Genomic DNA, 20,887 nt, shown 5'->3' with positions numbered 1-20,887 from the left:
TTATCTCTTGTTTAGCTGACTAAAATATCGCCAGTCATAATCTCAGGAATTTCCACTCCCATTACTTTTAAGATCGTAGGTGCCACATCGCCCAATTTTCCGGGCTTAAGATTCCATGTCTGATCTTTGTCCATTACGATGAAAGGAACCAGATTGGTGGAATGCTGTGTATTTGGGGTTCCGTCCGGATTAATCATCACATCAGAATTTCCGTGATCTGCCAAAATGAAAACGGCATAACCGTGTTCGTAAGCTGTAGTTGCCACTTTTTCAATGCATTGATCTACGGTTTCGGCTGCTTTAACGGCTGCTTCAAAAACTCCGGTATGACCTACCATATCTGCGTTTGCAAAATTCAGACAGATAAAATCCGCGGTTTCGTTTTCCAGCTCGGGAACAATCGCGTTGGTAATATCGTATGCTGACATTTCGGGTTTTAAATCATAGGTTGGAACATCTTTCGGACTTGGGCAAAGCAATCTTTTTTCGCCCACAAATTCAGCTTCTCTCCCTCCTGAAAAGAAAAAGGTAACGTGAGGATATTTTTCTGTTTCCGCAATCCTGATCTGTGTCTTATGATTTTTTTCTAAAATCTCGCCCATCGTTTCGTGCAAAACTTCTTCATCGAAAACTACATGAACGTTCTGGAACGTTTTATCATAGTTTGTTAAAGTAACATAGTAAAGCGGCAGTTTTCTCATGAAAAACTCCGGGAAATCTTTCTGGGAAAGTACTTCAGTGATCTCTCGACCTCTGTCTGTACGGAAATTGAAGCAGATTACCACATCCTGATCTGTTATTTTAGCAATCGGAACCACATTTCCTGTCTGTGTGGAATCGATCATGATAATCGGCTTTATAAATTCATCCGTCACGTGATTATCATAAGATTTCTGAATTGAAGCCAATGCATCCGTCGACTGTTCTCCCACTCCTTCTACCATCGCATCATAAGCGAGTTTTACACGCTCCCATCTTTTATCACGATCCATGGCATAATATCTTCCGACTACGGTTGCCAGTTTTCCTACTGTTTTTTCCATGTGATCCTGAAGTTCTTCGATAAACCCTTTTCCTGAAAGCGGATCGCAGTCGCGCCCGTCTGTAAAGGCATGAACGAAAACATTTTCATTCAGTCCGAATTCGTGAGCTGCCGTTAAAAGTCCTTTTAAATGGTTGATATGTGAATGTACTCCTCCATTGGAAACCAAACCGATGAAATGTATTTTTTTATTTTCTTTTTTAGCATAATCAAAAGCATCCTGAATGACTTTCTGCTGACCTAAAGATCCGTTGTCGACTGCCATGTTCAGCTTTACCAGATTCTGGTACACTACTCTTCCCGCTCCTAAATTCATGTGTCCAACTTCGGAATTCCCCATCTGTCCTGCAGGAAGTCCAACTGCCAAACCACTCGCTTCGAGTGTTGTATGCGGAAAATTTCTAAGGCAGTTATCTATAAAAGGAGTGTTTGCTTTATCTATGGCTGAAACGTCCGGATTCATTCCCAATCCCCATCCGTCAAGGATCGCTAATATTGCTTTTTTCGACATTTTGTATAAACTTTTGTCCTACAAATTTATTTATTTTGAAATGAAATCAACAATTGACGGACTTAAATTTTGTTTAAAATATAATAAATACTGAAATCTTACAAAATTTTTTCTCTAGCGGATTTTTTAGATTTTTTTAAACGCAAAGGTTCGCCAAGATTATTTTTGACTGCTATTCTTTAAGTTCGCAAAGGCGTTTCACATAGCAAAGCTCACAAAGAGTTTGCCTAATCTTTAAAATAGAAAACTATAAACTTCCATCATCAAGTTTCACACTTCCAGCTTCTTAATTTTTAAACCAATTGTTTATTTTATATGATATTTTTTTTGATTTTGGCTTATCTAAAATAATATTGCTTCCTTTTTCAAAACCTTTTACATCGGCTTCCTGATCCCAAGTTCCTTTTGTAAATTTCAACTGCGCAGGGAAGTGTAATTTTAAAGTGAGTGTACGTTCGAAATCACTTTTTCTATTCATTTTTACGGATGAAGCGTTCCAGTTTCCTAATTCTTTCTGATTTCCAACAATATAGACCTCATCATTTTTATCGGGAACATTTACCGTAAAAGTAATTTCGGAAGGTTCTCCAGAAAATTCACTGAAAAAATCTTCATATTTTAAATTCTTTTCTTTTGCATATTGCTGAATGTAGGAATCCAGAAAACCACTTTCTTTTAAAAACAAAAAAGGATCCTCAATATTTAAAATGTCATGTACAGCTTTATGCTTGTCTGTCTGCTTATTAAAATACGCTTCACAAATTCTGTATCCGATCCAATATCCCAAATCATTAGGTCTGTCATCTTTTTTGGTAGTTCCGTAAAACCAATCGTCGAAATCATTGCTTTTATAGCGTGTCACAAATTCTTTACAGAGTTGATCCAGATGTGCTTCTCCATATTCAAAAGGTATGGTATTCATCTTTTCTCCTGAAACAAGCTCTCCTATAAAATCCGCTCCACCTTCCGTAACTGCCTGTTTCAAAAGATTATTTCCCCCTTTATTATTTTGTTGAAAATGAATCATTTCATGAACGATAAGCGCAACAACACCATTCAGATTTTTGAATAATTCTGTTCCAATGGAAATTCCATCTGGTGAAGAGTTTCCTCCGGTTGTCATTCTTCCGTACACAAAATATACAGTCTGGAATTTCGCTTCCGGATACCAATATTTTAAAGCACTGTATGATGATTTTAACTTTTTATCAATTGAATTAATTGCTTTTAATGTATTTCTCGTCTGTAAATATTGTTCTTTATTTTTTTTCACTGTTGCATACAGAGAATCGGCGTTAATGATGCGGTATTTAATAAAGGATTGTACTCCGGGTGAACCTTTGTCTATATATTCTGTAAAAGGATTGGTTTTGGAAGTTTCCATTTTATCGAAAGCTTCCCAGAAGTTTTGAGCGTCTTTTGTTTCTATGACAGCTTTCAGAGGATCTTCCGTTAGTTGAGCATTTGCGGTTCCGAAAACAAGTAAAAAAGTTGCAATAAAATGCCTGGCTAATAGTTTCATATTTGGTGCAAATAAAATATTTTTTGTTATTAACGATCAAAAATAAAAAAATGTTGTCAATGATTTTATTTTTTGTATATAAATCACAAATACATGAATTTTTAAATATCTTCTAATTATGTTTTTAACACTCAATATGTTGATTTTTATAAAGTTTGGAGCTTTAAAAATATGCTGAAATCGTTTAGTTTGTGATTTATAAATAGAAAAAGTAAATATTTTATTAATTTTGCTGTATGGATTTAAGAGATCAACTGAAAAACCTTTTTCCTGATCATGAAGAGCAGGATTTTGAGATGCCTGAAGAACAGTTCAGGCAAAAGGAACCTTTGGTGTGTAAATTTGAGAAAAAAGGCAGAAACGGAAAGCCAGTAACGATTGTTGAAGGCTGGGAAGGAAGCGAGGAAGAACTTAAAAACATTTCAAAAAAGATAAAAACCACACTGGGAATCGGTGGTTCTGAAAAGGATGGAACAATTATCATTCAGGGAGATAACCGTGATAAGATTATGAATATCCTTAAAGAAATGGGCTATAAAACCAAGAGAGTTGGCGGATAGTTTTTAATTTTAAATTCTTCAAACGCTATGACCGCGAAAGTTTTCTAATCTTACCTGAAAATATTCTCGTTCGCAACGGCACTTCGTTCAGCAAATGATAGCGGAAGCCTTGCAAATGTTCCGTTAAAATAATTTTAAGATTTTTAAAAATAGATCTGCGTTTGCGGCATCATTATTTTCAGTTTTTCAATGGTTGTTTTTTCCATCGGATTGCCTGTTAAGATCAGTGTTTTAAGATTCTTCAGTTGAGAAAACTCGGAGGGAAGGTCTTTTAGCTGATTGTTTGCTAAATTCATGCTTACTATATTTTTCAGTCCTTTTACTTTGGACGGAATTTCTTTGATATGGTTTTGGCTTACGTTTAAAAACTCCAGATTCCCGGATTGAAATAATCCATCGGGAAGTTTTGAAATTGAATTCTGCTGTAATTCTATGTATTTTAATTCTTTAGGAAATACTAAATCTCCCAAATCGTTAATCTGATTGGAAGCCAAATTTAATGATTTCAGCTTTTTAATCTGATCTAAATCTTTAGCAATAAAACTGATCTGATTTCCCTGCAAATTAATTTCCTCCAGACTTGGAATCTTTAGTAAAGCTTCCGGAAAAACGTTCAGATTATTGGCATCAAGATGGATCACCTTTAATTTCTGAAGTTTTGCCAAATTCGGATTTATCTTCGTTAAATTATTTAAATTAATGGAAAAACTTTCCAGTTTCTGAAGTTCTGCGATTTCGTCAGGAATATATTTGATGCTGTTTTCGTTTAAGTTTAAAATGGTAAGTTCTTTCAACTTGAAAATTGACTCATCCATTTTCTCAAACCTGTTTTCCATTAAATTCAGGAAAAAGATGGATTTTAACTTTTGGATTTCAACCGGAAGATTGAACATGGTTTTTCCTCTGAAACTCATGCTGTAAATGGTTTGTCCGCTTTTTATTGCGTCATCCACATTGGTATACGTCGGATATTTTACAGGATCAATCTGTGCTTTTGCCTGTGAAAGTATTAAAAATGAAATAGAAAAAAAGAGCTTTTTCATACAAATAAAAAACTACAAGCAATATATCATCATAAGCAGTTATGTAAATATTAATAATTTATTTTTTAAGCAATTTTACCGTGTGCTGGAATCCGCCTTCTGCTTCGATGTTTAAAACCAGTACTCTTGAAGATTCAAGCTGTCTTGTAAAATCTAAGTCTAAAACTTTATTCAGTCCTGAATATTTCTGGGTGAAAACAATCTTCCCATCAATACTGTACGCTGTTACCATAATATTTTTCAACCCTTTCGGAGAATTGATTTTCACCAATCCTGAAGTCGGGTTCGGAGCAACAGTTACTGTATTTTCTGTCTGAGCATCAATTGTTCCTAATGAACCTGTAGTTCCTAAATTGTTTTTAAGAGCGATAACAACAGTTGCCGATTTTCCTCTGTAATCAATGGTATTTCCTGTCGCATCAATATCAGTTGAAATCGTAGAATCCGGATGCTGTACGGAGAAGAATCCGAATTTGTGATCCGGCGTGAAAGTAAGTCCGGTCGGCTCCGATCCTGCAGGCATGGAAGCGAATAGTTTCACTTTAGGATTTGCCTGAGTATGATCCGGAGCGATTACCCAGATGTAGTTTTTACCACCATCCTGAAGCACCCAAAGATTTCCAAGTTCATCGAACGTAAGGTTGTCGTTTCCGTCTCCCCAAGCTTCGGTTTTTGTTCCTTGCGCTGTGTCGAAAGAATAGTTCGTCGTAAGACCTCCTACGAAAGTTTCCACCTGAGAAGCTGTGGCTCCGTCATCTTTTAATCGGTACACTTTATTAAGACCTTTTGCCGTAAAATAGATTTTCCCGTCAAGCGGACTGATATCCACATCTTCGATTCCGTTGAAAGACGTTCCGCCAAGAGACTGGGCCAAAGAGGTAGTGTTATTCTGATCTGCTTTTGTTTTATTAGGAACCTGAATCCACGTTGCGGTTGTTGCAACAGGATCTCCTCCGCTTAATCCCTGATCCAGTTTCAGCACATACAGATTTCCGGAAGAAAGATTATTCGGAGTATCCATCACATATTTGTAAACCATGTGTGTTCCGCCGTCTTCACCGTAATAAGCGATTGTTCCTGTATTATTAATCACTACATTTTCGTGATTCATGATTCCCATCTGCCAAAGTTTTCCTTTAGATCCGTCTGTATTCTGGGAAATGACCTGAGCGGTTGCCGGATCTATTTCTACCAGCCATCCGTAATCTTTCATTCCGTCTGCATTAACGTCGCTTGAAGTGGTCTGCTCTTCCGCAGTTACCACCGTTCCCCACGGAGTAACGCCTCCCGAACAGTTTCTGATGGTCTGAACCAGACTCGGAGCCGAAAAGCTCACTGCTCTTGATCTGGACAACTGCCAAAGTTTTGTAGTAGCATTATAATTAATTTCCGCCATGGTAACTCCTCCCGGATTTGTCTCGTGGTTTACAGAAAGATATCCGTTGGTGCTGCTTGCATTTTTCGGAACATAAGCTGTGAAATCGTTCTGTCCTCCTACTAAACCACCTCCTTCTGTATAATTGTCACCTTCTTTAAGGATAAGCTGATATTTATGTTCTGTTGGAATGATTAGTTTATTCGTCTGTGCGGTAGGAACGATGGAAGTAAAACAACTGATGTGATTGGCGTTACAAGGAACCGGAGTTACGGTTGAAGTTGTTTTAAGATAAGCATCAATTCTTAAGTCTGAACTCGAAGCGCCTCTGTTGTGCAATTCGACGGAGATTCTGTTGTTTCCGTTAACGAATTTGGATTTTGGAATAGAAAAAACATTATAAACACTTTCTGCCGCTCCATCGATTGTTGTACTTGATAGTGTATTGAAATCGATTGTTCCGGAAGGCATATTGTCTCTTACGACTTCTTCTCCATTAAGATAAACTACGATTCCGTCGTCTCTCATTACCCCTAATTCCATAGTGGAAGAAAGATCGTTTAAGTTTACGGTAAAATCTTTTGCAAAATAAGCCGTGATAAGTCCTGTAGCCGTTGTGGTCGTTACAGGATCACCATAACCAAGAGGTCCGTTTCCCTGAGACCATGTGGAAACATCATAAGTTGCTGTTTTCCATTGGGATGCCAAAGCAGTATTGCTATCGTTGTATTTCCATGCGGAATTTTTGTTAAAAATAAAAGTCTGTGCGTTCAGTAACGAACCCGTGACCATTGCAAGAGCTGCAACTGTTAGTAGTTTTCTTTTCATTTTAAAATTTCGATTTATTAGACAGTGCAAAACTATCAGATTGCTGTGAAGCCCCTGTTAATAGGATTTTAAATAAATCTTGAGAAATATTAATTAATGGAAAACCGAATGTTAATTACATGAATTTTATGTTAAGCCGGAACTTATAAGAACCAAAAAAAGCCATATAAAAATATATGACTTTTAATTGTATTCAATTGGGGTTAGGTTTTTAAGACAGGCTGTACCATTTTTTGAACAGACTATCGTATTCTTTCTGATCCGATTTCGTCTTAATCAGTGTAGCGAGATTAGACATTTGTGTTTCCGCATCTGCTTTTCGCTTGTTATAAATCAAAAAGTCGCAATAGTTCCACACATTGGTATAGTACGGTTTGATACTAATACTTTTCTGGTAATTTGCTTCCGCTGAAACTATATCTTTATTCATAAAATGACATGACGCCAACTGATCGTACAGAAAAGCTTCATCCTGCTGATCCCAGCTTTGGGTAAGCGCTTCATTATAAACATCAATCGCATTCTGATACTCTCCCTTCATTAAAAATTTCCCGCCGCGGTTGATAAATTCATTGGTTCTGTTACTGATATCCGGTCCGGAATTATCGTCACTGTAAACAACACCAATCTCACCCGACATAACCGCTTTTTTCAAAAACTCCGCCAGTTTTTCATCAGATTCCGTATTATCAAAAAAATCATTGATTGGTTTCAGCAGATATTCCTCAATCTGAATCGTTCCGGTTGCCTCATTCAGTCGCTTGTACAATTTAGCCGTTAATTTATCGCCCTTAACATTCATTCCGTTTAAAATTTCTGTTAAAAGATCTAAAACGCCCAATACATGGGTTCTGTATTCAAGGGTTACTTTGTCTCCGAATGGAAGAACAAATGCCTCTCTTAATTCTTTTAAAGCGGCATTGTAATCTCCATCAGCATACAGTTTTCTGGCATTGATTAATCTTCCGGGAGCATTTTTTAAACTTTTACGGCTGGAAATTACCGTGTAAATAATAAGCACAGCAAGAATCGCTGCAAAAATGATAACGTACTTCATAAATTTAAGTTTTTAAGGTAAATAGTTTATTAATCGTATTATTTTTAGCCTGAATAATCTGCTCTGCTATACAGATATTGGTAAGACTAACTTTTATACGTTTTTATTATCGGCGCAATATAGTCATTTTAATAAAAGTTTACCTACAAATTTTATAATTGTGGTACTTAAACTGTTGGATATTTCATTTATTGTTATCTATTTCCTGCTTACATCCGTCAGAGCATTCAAAAATGCAATAATCTGTTTAATCTCTGTTTGGGTTAAATTCAGCTTATCCGAAGCCAGCGTCTGGTTTTTCACCTTTAAACCAAGACCTTCTCCTCCCCCTTCGTTGTAAAAATCCATAACTTCCTCCAGAGTATTGAAAGCACCGTTGTGAAAATAAGGTTTCGTTAAAGCCGCATTTCTTACCGTTACTGTTTTGAAAGAATTTTCATAGATCCATGAATTTTCCTTTTTCACTGGACTGTTGATTCTTCCCTGATCTGCATCTAATTCCAAAGGTTTCTGGCTGATTGGTTTTGCCGTAATTCCTAAAACTTCAGATTCGTTTTCATTAAAGAACGGCGGAACCAAACCTGAAAAGTTCGGCGCAAAATGGCAGGTTGCACAGTTTGCTTTTCCCATAAAAAGATTAAATCCTTTCTTCGCATCCGATGAAATTTCTTTTTCGTTTCTCATGAACTGATCAAAATCACTTTCATAAGAATACAATGAAGCCACATAGGAACTCAAAGCTTTGGAAAAGTTTTCTTTATTGATTTCACCATTCTTAAAAGCAGCTTTAAAGGCTTTTCTGTATTCCGGTTTGGTTTTTAATTTTTTAATGATGCTTTCATAGCTTGTATTGAATTCATCTTTATTATAAATGACGTGTTCTGCCTGTTGTTCAAGGTAAAAAGCCCTCAAATCATAGAAAAATCTTTTGGCAAAAACCGCGTTATACAAAGACGGAGAATTTCTCAGCACGGTTTTTCCCTCTACGTTACTCGGAGACTTTGCTTTTAAATCGGTGAACGCATTTTCCGGTAAATGGCAGGTTGCACAACTCATTTTTCCGCTGTTACTCACGTTCCGGTCATAAAAAATTTCTTTTCCTAATTTTCTTAAATCTCCGTTATCTTCGTCTTTTTTTAATAATGTATAAAAATAGGGATTCAGAAAATCGCTGCTGAAAAAGTTTTTATTCCCCACATTCCAACCCGAAAATTCTTTCAGATCATCGCTTCTTCCGTCCCAGCTTCCGAATTCTTCGTATAAAGGCTGAATGTATTTTTTATAAAACTCAATCCTGTCGAACGTTTCAAAATCTGTATTTTTTGTGAGATAATTAATTCCTTCCTTTAAAATGGCATCGGCTTTCTGAATATTATAATTTTTAAAGTAAAGATCATCATGAAGATATTTTTGCATCCCTGAAAAAGCATGAACGGTTTCATCGGAAACATTCAGCGAACCCGGAGTATCGAAACCTGTAACGCCTAAACTGTAGATTCTGATGAGTTCAATTCTTAACGGTAATGTTTTATTGTTTCCTTTGCTTAAACCGTTTTTTACGGTACTTAAATAAAAACTCGCGTAGCTGTTATATAAAAAATCTGCAATTATTTTAATATCATCCTTCTTTTCGAGTGCTTCATCCGAGAATATCATTTCGTCCAAAACCTGTAATCCTTCCGGAGGAAGTGTATAAGCGGAAGTTCCCGCTGCTTCAATGTGAAAAAGCGGTGCTGCGTTGAGGTGGGTTTTTGTAAATTCAGGATAGTGATACGCGACGTAAAACTCGATTTCCTTGAAAGAATTTCTGGTATTTTTTAATGACTGCTGAAGTTCTTCAATGGAAATTTTATCTTCCGAAAAACTTTTGGCATCCGATTTTAAGTTTTCAAGTTTATTTTTGAATTCCGACAAACCTTTGTTGACGAATGTATCTTCACTTTTCACTCCTTTATCAACCAGATTGAAAGACATTGCAGAAAAGACAAGCAGAAAAAGTACCGCAGCAAAGGGATAAAATCTCATAAAATTTTTTGCGCAAATCTATTAATAGCGCACAATTCGGACGTTACCACAATTTTAAATCTGAATTAAATAATGTTTACATCTCTATTCGGGTATTTTTTATTAATTTTAAACCCCGAAATCAAATTCATTACCGAGCAGTCAATTTCAGATATTGACATTCTAAAAATAATGATGAGGATCTTGGGAGAGGATTTTTAAAGATTGGCGGAAACCGATCACAATTTCAATGTATTAAACTATAAAAACGAATTTATGCTGAATAAACTTGCTGCTTCAGAACTTGTTCTGAACGAAGACGGAAGTGTTTATCACCTGAACCTTTTACCTGAAGATATTGCCGAAAAAATTATTCTTGTAGGCGATCCTGATCGTGTTGCGAAGGTTTCAAAATATTTTGACAAAGTAGAAGTAAAGAAAAATAAAAGAGAATTTTACACGCATACAGGAACATTAAGAGGCGAAAGAATCACAGTAATGTCTACCGGAATCGGGACAGAGAATATTGACATTGTGATGAATGAGCTTGATGCGCTGGTAAATATCGATCTTAAAAATAAAGAGTTTAAAACGGAACATTCTGCCTTACAGTTATTCAGAATGGGAACCTGCGGAAGTGTGAATCCTGATGTTCAGGTGGATAATATGCTGGTTACGCAGAATGTTGTAGGACTAGATGGATTAATGCATTTTTATCAGGATTACGAGTTTGAAAACGAATTTTCCAGAAATTTTATGGAAAAATTCCCTTACCCGAAAATTAAACCGATGCTTTATTTTGCAGACTGGGCGGAAGAATTGGGAGAATTGTACAAAGACGCAAAATATCACGGAAACACAGCTACTTTCCCGGGCTTTTATGCTCCACAGGGAAGACAACTGCGTTTAAAAGCTGTGGACGATCAGTTTTTAGAAAAGCTGAATGATCTTGGCGTAACCAATTTTGAAATGGAAACTTCCGCCATTTATGCTTTATCCAGACTTTTAGGTCATAAAGCAATTACCGTAAACAACGTGATTGCCAACAGAAGACGTGGAGAATTCTCCGCCGATCATCATGCTTCGGAAAAAAATCTTATCGAGTGGGTTTTAGAAAGAGTCATCAAATAATTATACATTCAACATTAATAAAATCAAAAGGATCTCATAAGCGAGATCCTTTCTTTATAACCATTAAATTAAAACTTCTTGAAGATTGATTAATCTATTTGAAGTGATGCATCGTATTATTTATTCAATTCTATTAAAATTCGTTAATCGTTACGTAGAAATGTGAAGAGTATAAACTTTCTGCATTTCCTGAAATATTGGTAAGATTAATTGTGATATTTGATGTGGAAGTCATTCTCGGGTTCGAGATAGAAAATGATGCATTTCCTGCAAAATCCGAAGCCGGAGTTACCACAATTGTCGCTCTGGTAGAGCTTGGAAGCATTGTCGCAGGAATAGCAATATCCATAGTTGTAGATTTTCCTGATGGCAGGTTATTAATAGAAACACTTGGCCAAACCTCAAAACTGATCTGGTTTTTATTTACCGTTCCTTTGCTTCCCAATTTGTACTGTCCGTTTACGTCTAATCTTGCTGTTGTATTCGGAGTGCTTGTTCCTATTCCTACGTTTGCACTGCTGTTTCCGATGGCAATTGCATTATACTGGCTTGTGGTGGTGTTGTAACCAATTGCTGTAGAATTCTGCCCTGTTGCAGAAGCTCCGGAACCTATTGCTGTGGAATTCTGTCCGTTGGTAACGGTATTGAATCCAACTGCTGTCTCGCTGTTGGAGTTTGTTTTTGCATTGTATCCTAATGCCACTGACTGAAATCCTGCCGCGAAAGAATTGTTTCCGAATGCAGAAGATTCGTTGGCCGTGGTTTTGGAGTTATATCCGATTGCTGTAGACTGAAATCCGTCTGCCAGAGAATTATTTCCGATTGCTGTGGATTCGTTTTTATTGGTTTTGGCATTATAGCCGATCGCATTCGATTTAAAAGCGGCTGCCGTAGCTTTATTTCCTACTGCCAAACCGTCATTTGCCGTTACTGAAGCTTCGTTTCCGATAGAAACTCCCTGAAAAGCAGAACTTGAAGTTCCTATAGATATTCCGTTCTGTCCGGCGTTTGCCATCGGTCCAAAACTTACGGAATTATCGACTCCCAGTCTTCCCATTTTTACAGAATTTACTTTAAAAATAAGGTCATCGTAGGTATTGGTTCCTAGAGCAAGATTGGTATTTGCTCCTGCATTGGTTCCACTGTTCGTTGCGGAATCATTCCATCCGTTTCCTCCATTTCCTCCGGGAATAACCGGGTTTATCTGACTTCCTTCTACGGAAAGCATATTCCATTTTGCATTGTTCCAGTAAAAGAACCCTGTTTCCACTAATCCTGCCTGTCCGTTATTCCAGACAATAAGTCCGTCGGAAGGCGAAGGAATGGTAATATTATCGGTTTGAGAATCTAAAGCAACACTCGGAAAAAGCACCCCTTTATTGGCAGAATGAATTTCGAGCATGGCAGAAGGATTAGGAGAAGACGTGCCTATCCCAACCTGAGCTGATGAGAAATTAAAATTAAGAAAAAATAAAGCTGTAAATAAGATTTGAAGTTTCGTCTGTTTTTGCATTTCTGGTTTATTAAATAGCTATCAGTTTGATAATGCAAATATAATATTTTTTAATAAAACATCATTTTTTTTGATTATTTCATATTTTAACACCAAAGAGTGAATAATCAGGACATAATATACCTTTTAATCACTTCTTAATGAAGAAAAATATAGAATTTATTCTATAGAAAATCGGCTTTAAACAGCAATAAAACAATGATTTTAATTTTTTCTGAATTTTTATAAAATTCGTCTTTTAATAAAAAACATCACAAAAAAATGAATAAAACACAATTTATCACACTGTGTTGAAGAAAAATGCGCGCAAATACTGATGGTTTCAGGCGCTTATAACGCTGTAAAATACAATAATTACAACATAATAGAAAATATAAATATTAATTATTTATGAACTTAATAACAACAATTATTTACTATTAAATTATAAATTCATTACAATAAAAATTTATGGGGACATTATATATAAATAGCTTTTCCTTTTTTAAGCTCCTCATTTCTGACAATTATATGATCATCATAAAAGATCTTCAACATCGTATAAAGTAAAGTGCCAAACAGAATCTGAAACCAGTTTATTCTTAAAATAAAAGTTTATGAAAATTTTAACAATCAGAAAAAAATTTAGGAATAGTTCTTGTTTAATCATAATCACACAAACAAAATATCACATTATGAACAATTCAGAATACAACAAAGCAGAAAACGCAGTAGATAACACAAAAAACTCGTTAAAAGATGCGGCAGACAATGCAAAATGGAAGGTAGAAGAATTGGCAGACAGAGCCAAAGATTATATCAATGAAAAAAGAAACAGTGATGAAGAAGCAAAACAAGAAGACTGGCTGGACAGAGTAAAAAATAATTTTGCTGATGCATGGGATGATGTTAAAGATAAAGCCAATGATGCGTGGGAAAAAACGAAGGATGCTGCTGAAGATGTAAAAGCAGAATGGAACAAGAAAACGAATTAAAATTTCAGTCATATAAATATTTTCAAGAAAAACGGAGTCTTTTTACAGAAGGCTCCGTTTTTTATTATGTACTAAACACAAATATTGCTACATTTGTATAATAATAAACATTAAAAAATTATGTCATACGGTTTACTTAAAGGCAAAAAGGGAATTATTTTTGGAGCCCTTAATGAACAATCGATCGCATGGAAAGTTGCAGAAAGATGTCATGAAGAAGGTGCTGAATTTATTTTGTCTAATGCTCCTATTGCTTTGAGAATGGGAGAACTTAACGGTTTAGCAGAGAAAACAGGATCTGAAGTAATTGGTGCAGATGCTACTTCTATTGAGGATCTTGAAAAACTTTTTGATGCTGCTGTTGCCAAATTCGGTAAAATCGATTTCATCCTTCACTCTATCGGAATGTCCATCAACGTGAGAAAAGGAAAACATTATACAGAAATGAACTACGACTGGTTGGAAAAAGGCTGGGATATCTCTGCGGTTTCTTTCCACAAAGTAATGAGAGTGGCTTGGGAAAAAGACTGTATGAACGAATGGGGAAGTATTTTGGCGCTTACTTATATTGCGGCTCAGAGAACATTCCCAGATTATAATGATATGTCTGATAACAAAGCCTATCTTGAAAGTATCGCAAGAACATTCGGAAATTACTGGGGTGAAAGAAAAGTACGTGTAAACACGGTTTCTCAGTCTCCTACAATGACGACAGCGGGAAGCGGCGTGAAAGGTTTCGGAGGTTTCCTTGGATATGCAGAAGATATGTCTCCATTAGGAAATGCTACGGCTCTTGAATGTGCAGACTACTGTGTAACGTTATTCTCTGATCTTACGAAAAAAGTAACGATGCAGAATCTTTTCCATGACGGAGGTTTCAGCAGTTCGGGGGTTACTCAGAGAGTGATCAGTAAATATGATACTGAATAAAGATTGAACTTATTTAAATATAAACCAAAGTATTACTTACTTTGGTTTTTTTGTATTGTAAATTATAATGAAAAATATTGCACAAACATTTATTGTATTATCTATTATTCTTTTTAGCTGTACAAAAGAAAAGGAAATAAAAAAAGAACTTCCCGTCCAGAAAAAGGTAATTGATATTAAAATGCTAAAACATATCGAAGTCGGTCTCACTGAGAATTTTGAAAAGCTACCATTGTTGGATTTTACAGAAATAACTATAGAGGAATACAAAAACCTGAAAAGCACAGCAAATACAATCACAAATTCTCCATTGCATGAAAAAGATGATAATTATGTTTTGGAAATAAATAATAGAATCTTGCAACTAAGGTCATTAGCCAATACATTAAAAGAAGGAGAAACACAGTATAAATATTTAGGATTTTATCCGTCTTTAAATATATATGCTTTTTCAGCAAATAGCATAGGTGATGGTTTAGGCTTTAGTGAACTTAATCTGATTAATGCAACGAATTCCTATGTATACAGCATTGTATCACCTGGCGATGATACAGTGGAAAATCCTGTTATTTCTCCTAATACAAAATATTTAGCATATTGTTACAATTATATTTATAATAAAAATAAAAGTTTTTTGGGTATTCTGAAAATTAACAATAATCAAACATTTATTGAATATCGGAGCTTTTCTTCAGATTATTTTGATATTAAAGAAATAGTATGGTTGGGTGACGATTATATTGGAATAAAAGTAACCGATGATGACTCAAAAACGTTCAAATATTATAAAGCAAATTTATCATTTACTAATAATAAAAGTTCCAATATATCAAACATTGATGGGAATTATAATATCTATATTGAAACAGAAGCCACCTCTACAGGTATGGCCTCAATAAGTTATTCATTTACAATAAAAGACAAAGAAGCTATATTGAAAACAAATACGTATCATGAATCTATACGATGTAACGGAAAATATGTTATAAAAGAAAACAACAATATTTTAGAGTTATATTATAATGATACTGAAGAAGAGTGTAAGTCTGATTCTTCTGTTTTTTATATTAAGAAAGAAGGAGCAAAATATTATATAAAAGGAGTTGGAGGTGAAGCAACTTTCAACGAATGGATTTTATTGGAAAAAGAATAGGCTCATTTCGGAATAAATTATTAGAATTTTGGAAAAACAAAATCGGCGGCATCTTCGATGCCGCCGATTCTAAATAATAAAATGTTAATATGAAGTCTATAAAATTACAGTCTGTATAGAATGTGCAGGAGCAGATAATTTTGCAGTCATTCCTTCAATCCAGAGATTCGTATCGATGGCATTGTCTGTATCGTTCATGATTACGGTTACCAACTGTCCGTTTTCATTCATAAAAGTGGTTGAGGTTAAAGCAGCTCTGTTTGAAGAGGTTCCTATTCTTCTTGCATTGGGCTTTACAAATTTCGAAACGTGTCCTACATAATAATATTCATACGTATAATGCAGTTCTCCGGTTTTGGTATCTGCAATGATCGGCGCAAAACAGAAATTTCCTACATGGTTTGGTCCGCCTGTTTCGTCCAGAAGAACATTCCAGTCTGTCCATAAAGCCATGCCTTTGTTGAAATCGTTAATCATATTCCTTCCGTATAATTCGCCTAAACTCACTTCGTAAATCTTAGACATATCAAACTGCTCTTTGCAACCTTCCGTAAAAGCTAAAAACTTATCCGGAAATGCTCTTTGGGTTTCCGTCAGATTATCGAAAAGCTGGGTTTTGTTGTTCCATGTTTCGTACCAGTGATAGCCGATTCCTGAAGCATATTTAGAAGTTTCAGGATCGCTGAGTGTGGTGGTTGCTCTCTGGTAAATCAAATCACGGTTATGATCCCAGATCATTACTTTTTTATCTTTGAAACCATTTTTCCATAAAGCAGGACCTAAATTATTTTTAAGGAACTCCCCTTCTTCTTCCGCCGAATAAATACACGATTCCCAGCTTTGCGTTGCCATCGGTTCGTTCTGAACGGTAAGTCCCCAAACATTGATTCCTCTTTTTTCATATTCTTTAATGAACTTTACATAATAATCTGCCCACGTCTGGTAAAACGCGTTTTCCAGCCTTCCTCCTTTCAACATATTTTTATTTGATTTCATCCATGCAGGCGGACTCCAAGGGGAGAAATAGAAGGTAAAATCTTTTCCAATTAATTTTTGTGCTTCTTTGATCATCGGAATTTTATACTTTTCATCATGTGCAACATTAAATGATTTTAAAGTATTGTCATTTTCCTGAACGTAGGTATAGGAATCACTCGAAAAATCACAGGAGTTCATATTGGTACGGACAACCGTATACCCCAAACCGTTTTTTCCGTAGTAGGCTTCAATAATTTCTTTCTGCTTATCTTTCGGAAGTTTATAAAAAGTTTCTGCGGAAGCATCTGTAATTGCACCGCCGATTCCTATTAACTTCTGATATTTAAAGTCCGGATCTACAAAAATACAGGCATCCGTTTCTTTGGGCTGACCAAATTTTTCGAATTTTACCGTGCCTTTGTCAACCATCTTTTCGTTGGCTGCCGAGTTGGTAAGAAAAACTTTTGCCGTTTTTCCTGTATTTTTCTTCCAGTAATTTTGTGCATTTGCATTGAAAGCCAAACCGACAACCAAGCAACTTACAATTAATCTCTTCATTATTATCTTTTCTTATTTTTTTTATATTAAACCACCCCGTCTCAATTTTCTTTGAAAATTTATCCACCCCTCCAAAGAAGGGGAATTTGGAGTCCTTTATTTTATTTACTTTGATAAACCCTTACATAATCGATCTCATATTTCTGAGGAAAAATGGTATCATCAATGCCTTCTTTTCCACCCCAGAAGCCGCCGACTGCAAGATTCAGTATGATGAAATACGGCTGGTCAAAAGGCCATGCTTCGTACGTTTTCTCTTTGTTTTCATAGGTGAAAAATTTCTGATTATCAATATAAACATCAATTTTTTCCGGTGTCCAGTCTGCTTTGTAAATATGAAACTTTTCACTTGCATCTTTTACAATCAAAGTATCCGTTTTCTGTGTTCCGATGATGTGGTTATACTTTTTTGTATGAACCGAAGCATGAATGTACCCCTGATTAAATCCGACGTGTTCCATAATATCCAGCTCCCCGTCATCGGGCCATTTTTTCATGTTTTCACTCATCATCCAGATGGCAGGCCATGTTCCGCGACCTTTAGGAAGTTTAGCACGAACTTCAACAGTTCCGTACTGAAAGGAAAATTTACCCCTTGTCAGTAATCTTGCGGAAGTGTATTTATTCTTTTCCCAATTTTCTTTTCTAGCTTCAATGATAAGATTTCCGTTTTCCGCTCTTGCATTTTCCGGACGGTTTTTTGTGTAAAACTGAGCTTCATTATTGCCATAACCGTCTCCGCCGACATCATAATTCCATTTTGAGGAATCGGGTAAGCCTTTGTAATTAAACTCATCGCTCCAGATCAATTTCCTGCGGGAATCAGGCTTGTTAGAAGCACAATGTACTGTTGAAAAAACCAGAGTTCCTCCGATGATGAAATGAAAAATATGTTGAAGTTTTATTTTCAAAGTTTAATGTTTTAGATTTATATTTTAATGCAAAGATTTATTTTATTAAACAAAATTTTAGTGAGCAAATATTGCGACCTGTCGCTGATAAAGCATTATAATAAACGTTAGCTTCATCAAATCAACTTTGTTGATTCTTCTTTGCCTCCTTAAAATCAATAATTCGTTTTCTTAATCTTTGCGTTAAAAATTCCAGATTAAGATTTAATTATTATTTAATTTATTCTCAACACTTGTCATTCTGACGAAGGAAGAATCTCAAATACTGTTTGGTAGATTCTTCACTCCGCTTCTGAACTGCGTTCGTAGACTTTCTGTCTATGTTCTGAATGACAACAATATGTTTAAAAATTAATTTAATTATTTTCAAAGTCTGTCATGCTGGAAGCATCTCTAAAGTATTATGTAGATTCTTTCAGAATGACAAATTTTGTGTTTAACTGATACCATTCTAAAAACTGTTCAGCCTTCTACCGCCAAAAGCGGGTTTTATCCCGCTCTTAGTAAGTAAAAAATAATATTATTTTGTCCAATTAATTCTTTTTGTCTGAACATTTTTAGAATCGGTTCCGACCATAATATCGAATTCTCCGCCTTCCCAGTCGTAATTCAACTGATCGTCATAGAACTTCAGATTTTCGGGAGTTAACGTAAAACTGATGGTTTTTGTTTCTCCTTTTTTAATGAATACTTTCTGGAAACCTTTCAGTTCCTTTACAGGTCTTACCACTTTTCCGAATAAATCCCTGATGTACAACTGCACTACTTCTTCCCCATCGTAATTTCCACTGTTGGTAACATTTACGCTGATGTTTAAAGTCTGATTTCCTTTAAGATTATTTGAGCTTAAATTCATATCAGAATATTTAAACTGCGTATAACTTAAACCGTAACCAAACGGAAATTTCGGATCATTATCAAGATCAATGTACGCTGAAACGTAGTTTCTATCGGTATTGTTTTTTGCCGGTCTTCCGGTGTTGTAATGATTATAATAAACCGGAATTTGTCCCTCCGTTCTAGGGAAAGTCATCGGGAGTTTTCCGCCCGGATTTACCGTTCCGAAAAGAACATCGGCAATGGAGTTTCCGGCTTCCGTTCCCAGCCACCAAGTGTACATGATTGCCGGAATATTGTCTGCCGCCCAATCAAAGACAAGAGGTCTTCCTGCATTAATCATCAAAACAATCGGCTTTCCTGTTTTGGCAATTTCTTTCAAAAGATCTTCCTGAACTCCGGAAAAATGGATGTTGCTTCTGCTTTTTGCTTCACCGCTCATCGCGTGACCTTCTCCTAAAGTCATGATCACGACATCTGCTTTTTTCGCTGTTTCCACCGCTTCAGCAAACATGGATCTGTCCTGATCATCTACATTTGCGCCTTTTGCATAAAGTAAAGTGGAATTTTTATCCAATTGATTTTTAATTCCGTCAAACTGCGTTACAATTCTCTGGTTGTCATCTTTAAAAGCAACCGACCAAAATCCGTGGTTGGCAGAAGTTTCTTTTCCGAAAGGTCCAATTAAAGCAACCGTTTTTACAGATCTGGAAAGAGGCAGAATATTTTTCTCATTTTTAAGCAAAACAATGCTTTTTGATCCAAATTCTCTTCCGAATTTTCTGTTTTCCTGATTATTGGTCTGTTCTTCCTGTCTTTTTTCACTGCTGAACCGATAAGGATCGTCAAACAATCCCATCTCGAATTTTTTAACCAAAATTCTTTTTGCGGCATCATCAATCAGCTTCGGATCTACTTTTCCTTCTTTAACCAGATTGGGAAGTTCTGCCATATAAGCGCGGCTTTCCATATCCATGTCGCTTCCTGCATTTATTGCTTTTTCCGCCGCTTCTTTATTGTCTTTTGCGTAACCGTGAGGAACCATTTCACCAATACTTCCCCAGTCTGAAACCACGAAACCTTTATAATTCCATTTCCCCTTTAATAAATCTCTTAAAATGTATTTATTTGCCGTTGCCGGAATTCCGTTGATGTCATTAAAAGAGTTCATGAATGTTGCTACTCCGGCTTCAGCCGCTGCTTTGAAAGGAGGAAGATAGGTTTCGTTCAATTGTCTTAAACTCATATCAACAGAATTGTAGTCTCTTCCGCCCACTGCTGCTCCATAGGCTGCAAAATGTTTTGCACAAGCCATAATAGCATCCAGATTTCCAAGACCTTTTCCCTGAAAACCACGAATTCTGGCAAGACCGATCTGTGTTCCAAGATAGGTATCTTCTCCAGAACCTTCCATTACTCTTCCCCATCTCGGATCTCTTGCAATGTCGACCATCGGTGCAAACGTCCAGTGAATTCCATAAGCCGAAGCTTCTGTTGCGGCAATTCTTTCGGATTTTTCAATTAGTTTTAAATCCCAGCTCGCTGCCTGACCTAAATTTACAGGAAAGGTTGTTCGATATCCGTGAATGACATCCTGTCCGAATAATAAAGGAATTCTCAATCTCGATTTTAACGCTAATTCCTGAAATTTTCTGGTTTCTTCGGCTCCTGCCACATTAAGCATTGAACCTACTTTTCCCTGTTTTATTTCATTTAGAACACTTGCAGAATTGGAATTTTGCGGACCTGTTGCGTATTCAAATCCTGAATACTGAACGAGCTGTCCCACTTTTTCTTCTAACGTCATTTTCGACAAAAGTTCTGAAACTTTCTGATCAATTGTCTTTTGTGCGAATGTATTGATTCCAAATGCTGTAACTGCCAATAAGAAATAAACTCTCTTCATTTTAATCTAATTTTAATTATCTGTCCTTTTGTACTATTTTTCTTAACCTGAAGT

The 20,887-nt window shown here is 35.9% G+C and carries 15 protein-coding genes; 5 read left to right on the top strand and 10 right to left on the bottom strand.

The features are described from left to right. Positions 1-11 precede the first annotated feature (11 nt). Together gpmI and PFY09_RS01685 are read right to left on the bottom strand one after the other, a co-directional pair. Entirely contained in the window at positions 12-1,553 is a 1,542-nt protein-coding gene (gene gpmI, locus PFY09_RS01690) for a 2,3-bisphosphoglycerate-independent phosphoglycerate mutase (protein WP_271161199.1), read from the bottom strand. A gap of 286 nt (positions 1,554-1,839) precedes the next feature. Then, positions 1,840-3,075 (bottom strand): DUF2268 domain-containing putative Zn-dependent protease, encoded by a 1,236-nt coding sequence (locus PFY09_RS01685; RefSeq protein WP_271161198.1) that lies wholly within the window; start codon positions 3,073-3,075, stop codon positions 1,840-1,842. Positions 3,076-3,311: 236 nt separating this feature from the next. Here PFY09_RS01685 and PFY09_RS01680 point away from each other — a divergent pair, with 236 nt between their 5' ends. After that, a complete protein-coding gene (locus PFY09_RS01680; protein WP_076390370.1) occupies positions 3,312-3,635 on the top strand; it encodes a translation initiation factor in 324 nt (107 codons plus the stop codon). A 143-nt stretch (positions 3,636-3,778) separates the two neighbouring features. Here PFY09_RS01680 and PFY09_RS01675 read toward each other — a convergent pair whose 3' ends face one another. The 4 genes from PFY09_RS01675 to PFY09_RS01660 form a co-directional block, all read right to left on the bottom strand. Next, complete coding sequence (locus PFY09_RS01675) at positions 3,779-4,678, bottom strand: leucine-rich repeat domain-containing protein (protein WP_271161197.1); 900 nt, start codon at positions 4,676-4,678, stop codon at positions 3,779-3,781. Positions 4,679-4,736: 58 nt separating this feature from the next. After that, the gene (locus PFY09_RS01670; protein ID WP_271161196.1) at positions 4,737-6,881 is read right to left on the bottom strand and encodes a PhoX family protein; all 2,145 of its coding nucleotides are present in this window, start codon (positions 6,879-6,881) and stop codon (positions 4,737-4,739) included. A gap of 211 nt (positions 6,882-7,092) precedes the next feature. Next, the gene (locus PFY09_RS01665) at positions 7,093-7,938 is read right to left on the bottom strand and encodes a tetratricopeptide repeat protein (protein WP_108408675.1); all 846 of its coding nucleotides are present in this window, start codon (positions 7,936-7,938) and stop codon (positions 7,093-7,095) included. Between the two features lie 198 nt (positions 7,939-8,136). Then, positions 8,137-9,963 (bottom strand): cytochrome-c peroxidase, encoded by a 1,827-nt coding sequence (locus tag PFY09_RS01660; protein ID WP_271161195.1) that lies wholly within the window; start codon positions 9,961-9,963, stop codon positions 8,137-8,139. Between the two features lie 255 nt (positions 9,964-10,218). On the opposite strand from PFY09_RS01660, the gene PFY09_RS01655 reads away from it, so the two are divergent. Continuing rightward, a complete protein-coding gene (locus PFY09_RS01655) occupies positions 10,219-11,073 on the top strand; it encodes a nucleoside phosphorylase (protein ID WP_256039392.1) in 855 nt (284 codons plus the stop codon). A 133-nt stretch (positions 11,074-11,206) separates the two neighbouring features. Here the strand turns inward: PFY09_RS01655 and PFY09_RS01650 are convergent, their stop codons facing one another. Next, positions 11,207-12,586 carry a hypothetical protein gene (locus PFY09_RS01650; RefSeq protein WP_268053924.1) on the bottom strand — a complete coding sequence of 460 codons (1,380 nt, stop codon included), beginning with the start codon at positions 12,584-12,586 and terminating at the stop codon, positions 11,207-11,209. 674 nt (positions 12,587-13,260) lie between these two features. On the opposite strand from PFY09_RS01650, the gene PFY09_RS01645 reads away from it, so the two are divergent. The 3 genes from PFY09_RS01645 (at position 13,261) to PFY09_RS01635 (ending at position 15,643) form a co-directional block, all read left to right on the top strand. After that, a complete protein-coding gene (locus tag PFY09_RS01645) occupies positions 13,261-13,560 on the top strand; it encodes a hypothetical protein (protein WP_076390560.1) in 300 nt (99 codons plus the stop codon). Positions 13,561-13,680: 120 nt separating this feature from the next. Then, on the top strand, positions 13,681-14,490 hold the full coding sequence (locus PFY09_RS01640; protein WP_047375319.1) for an enoyl-ACP reductase FabI: 810 nt from the start codon (positions 13,681-13,683) through the stop codon (positions 14,488-14,490). Positions 14,491-14,557: 67 nt separating this feature from the next. Further along, the gene (locus PFY09_RS01635; protein WP_271161194.1) at positions 14,558-15,643 is read left to right on the top strand and encodes a hypothetical protein; all 1,086 of its coding nucleotides are present in this window, start codon (positions 14,558-14,560) and stop codon (positions 15,641-15,643) included. Between the two features lie 96 nt (positions 15,644-15,739). Here PFY09_RS01635 and PFY09_RS01630 read toward each other — a convergent pair whose 3' ends face one another. From PFY09_RS01630 to bglX, 3 genes are all read right to left on the bottom strand, one after another. Continuing rightward, entirely contained in the window at positions 15,740-17,179 is a 1,440-nt protein-coding gene (locus tag PFY09_RS01630) for a glycoside hydrolase family 30 protein (protein WP_271161193.1), read from the bottom strand. A 101-nt stretch (positions 17,180-17,280) separates the two neighbouring features. Then, a complete protein-coding gene (locus PFY09_RS01625; protein WP_271161192.1) occupies positions 17,281-18,090 on the bottom strand; it encodes a glycoside hydrolase family 16 protein in 810 nt (269 codons plus the stop codon). A 520-nt stretch (positions 18,091-18,610) separates the two neighbouring features. Continuing rightward, positions 18,611-20,833: a beta-glucosidase BglX gene (gene bglX / locus PFY09_RS01620; RefSeq protein ID WP_271161191.1), complete on the bottom strand. Its 2,223-nt coding sequence runs from the start codon at positions 20,831-20,833 to the stop codon at positions 18,611-18,613. Positions 20,834-20,887 lie beyond the last annotated feature (54 nt).

Origin of the sequence: Chryseobacterium gambrini (genome assembly GCF_027920505.1) — a bacterium.
In the GTDB taxonomy this organism is placed as follows: domain Bacteria; phylum Bacteroidota; class Bacteroidia; order Flavobacteriales; family Weeksellaceae; genus Chryseobacterium; species Chryseobacterium gambrini.
This window is presented reverse-complemented; position numbering and strand designations above follow the sequence as displayed.

Bases quoted from the DNA above. Each gene is read 5' to 3' on its own strand.
- PFY09_RS01675 (WP_271161197.1), bottom strand. From the start codon at position 4,678: ATGAAAAAGCTCTTTTTTTCTATTTCATTTTTAATACTTTCACAGGCA.
- PFY09_RS01630 (WP_271161193.1), bottom strand. From the start codon at position 17,179: ATGAAGAGATTAATTGTAAGTTGCTTGGTTGTCGGTTTGGCTTTCAAT.
- PFY09_RS01655 (WP_256039392.1), top strand. From the start codon at position 10,219: ATGCTGAATAAACTTGCTGCTTCAGAACTTGTTCTGAACGAAGACGGA.
- PFY09_RS01665 (WP_108408675.1), bottom strand. From the start codon at position 7,938: ATGAAGTACGTTATCATTTTTGCAGCGATTCTTGCTGTGCTTATTATT.
- PFY09_RS01670 (WP_271161196.1), bottom strand. From the start codon at position 6,881: ATGAAAAGAAAACTACTAACAGTTGCAGCTCTTGCAATGGTCACGGGT.
- PFY09_RS01680 (WP_076390370.1), top strand. From the start codon at position 3,312: ATGGATTTAAGAGATCAACTGAAAAACCTTTTTCCTGATCATGAAGAG.
- PFY09_RS01635 (WP_271161194.1), top strand. From the start codon at position 14,558: ATGAAAAATATTGCACAAACATTTATTGTATTATCTATTATTCTTTTT.
- PFY09_RS01685 (WP_271161198.1), bottom strand. From the start codon at position 3,075: ATGAAACTATTAGCCAGGCATTTTATTGCAACTTTTTTACTTGTTTTC.
- PFY09_RS01660 (WP_271161195.1), bottom strand. From the start codon at position 9,963: ATGAGATTTTATCCCTTTGCTGCGGTACTTTTTCTGCTTGTCTTTTCT.
- bglX (WP_271161191.1), bottom strand. From the start codon at position 20,833: ATGAAGAGAGTTTATTTCTTATTGGCAGTTACAGCATTTGGAATCAAT.
- PFY09_RS01640 (WP_047375319.1), top strand. From the start codon at position 13,681: ATGTCATACGGTTTACTTAAAGGCAAAAAGGGAATTATTTTTGGAGCC.
- PFY09_RS01650 (WP_268053924.1), bottom strand. From the start codon at position 12,586: ATGCAAAAACAGACGAAACTTCAAATCTTATTTACAGCTTTATTTTTT.
- PFY09_RS01645 (WP_076390560.1), top strand. From the start codon at position 13,261: ATGAACAATTCAGAATACAACAAAGCAGAAAACGCAGTAGATAACACA.
- gpmI (WP_271161199.1), bottom strand. From the start codon at position 1,553: ATGTCGAAAAAAGCAATATTAGCGATCCTTGACGGATGGGGATTGGGA.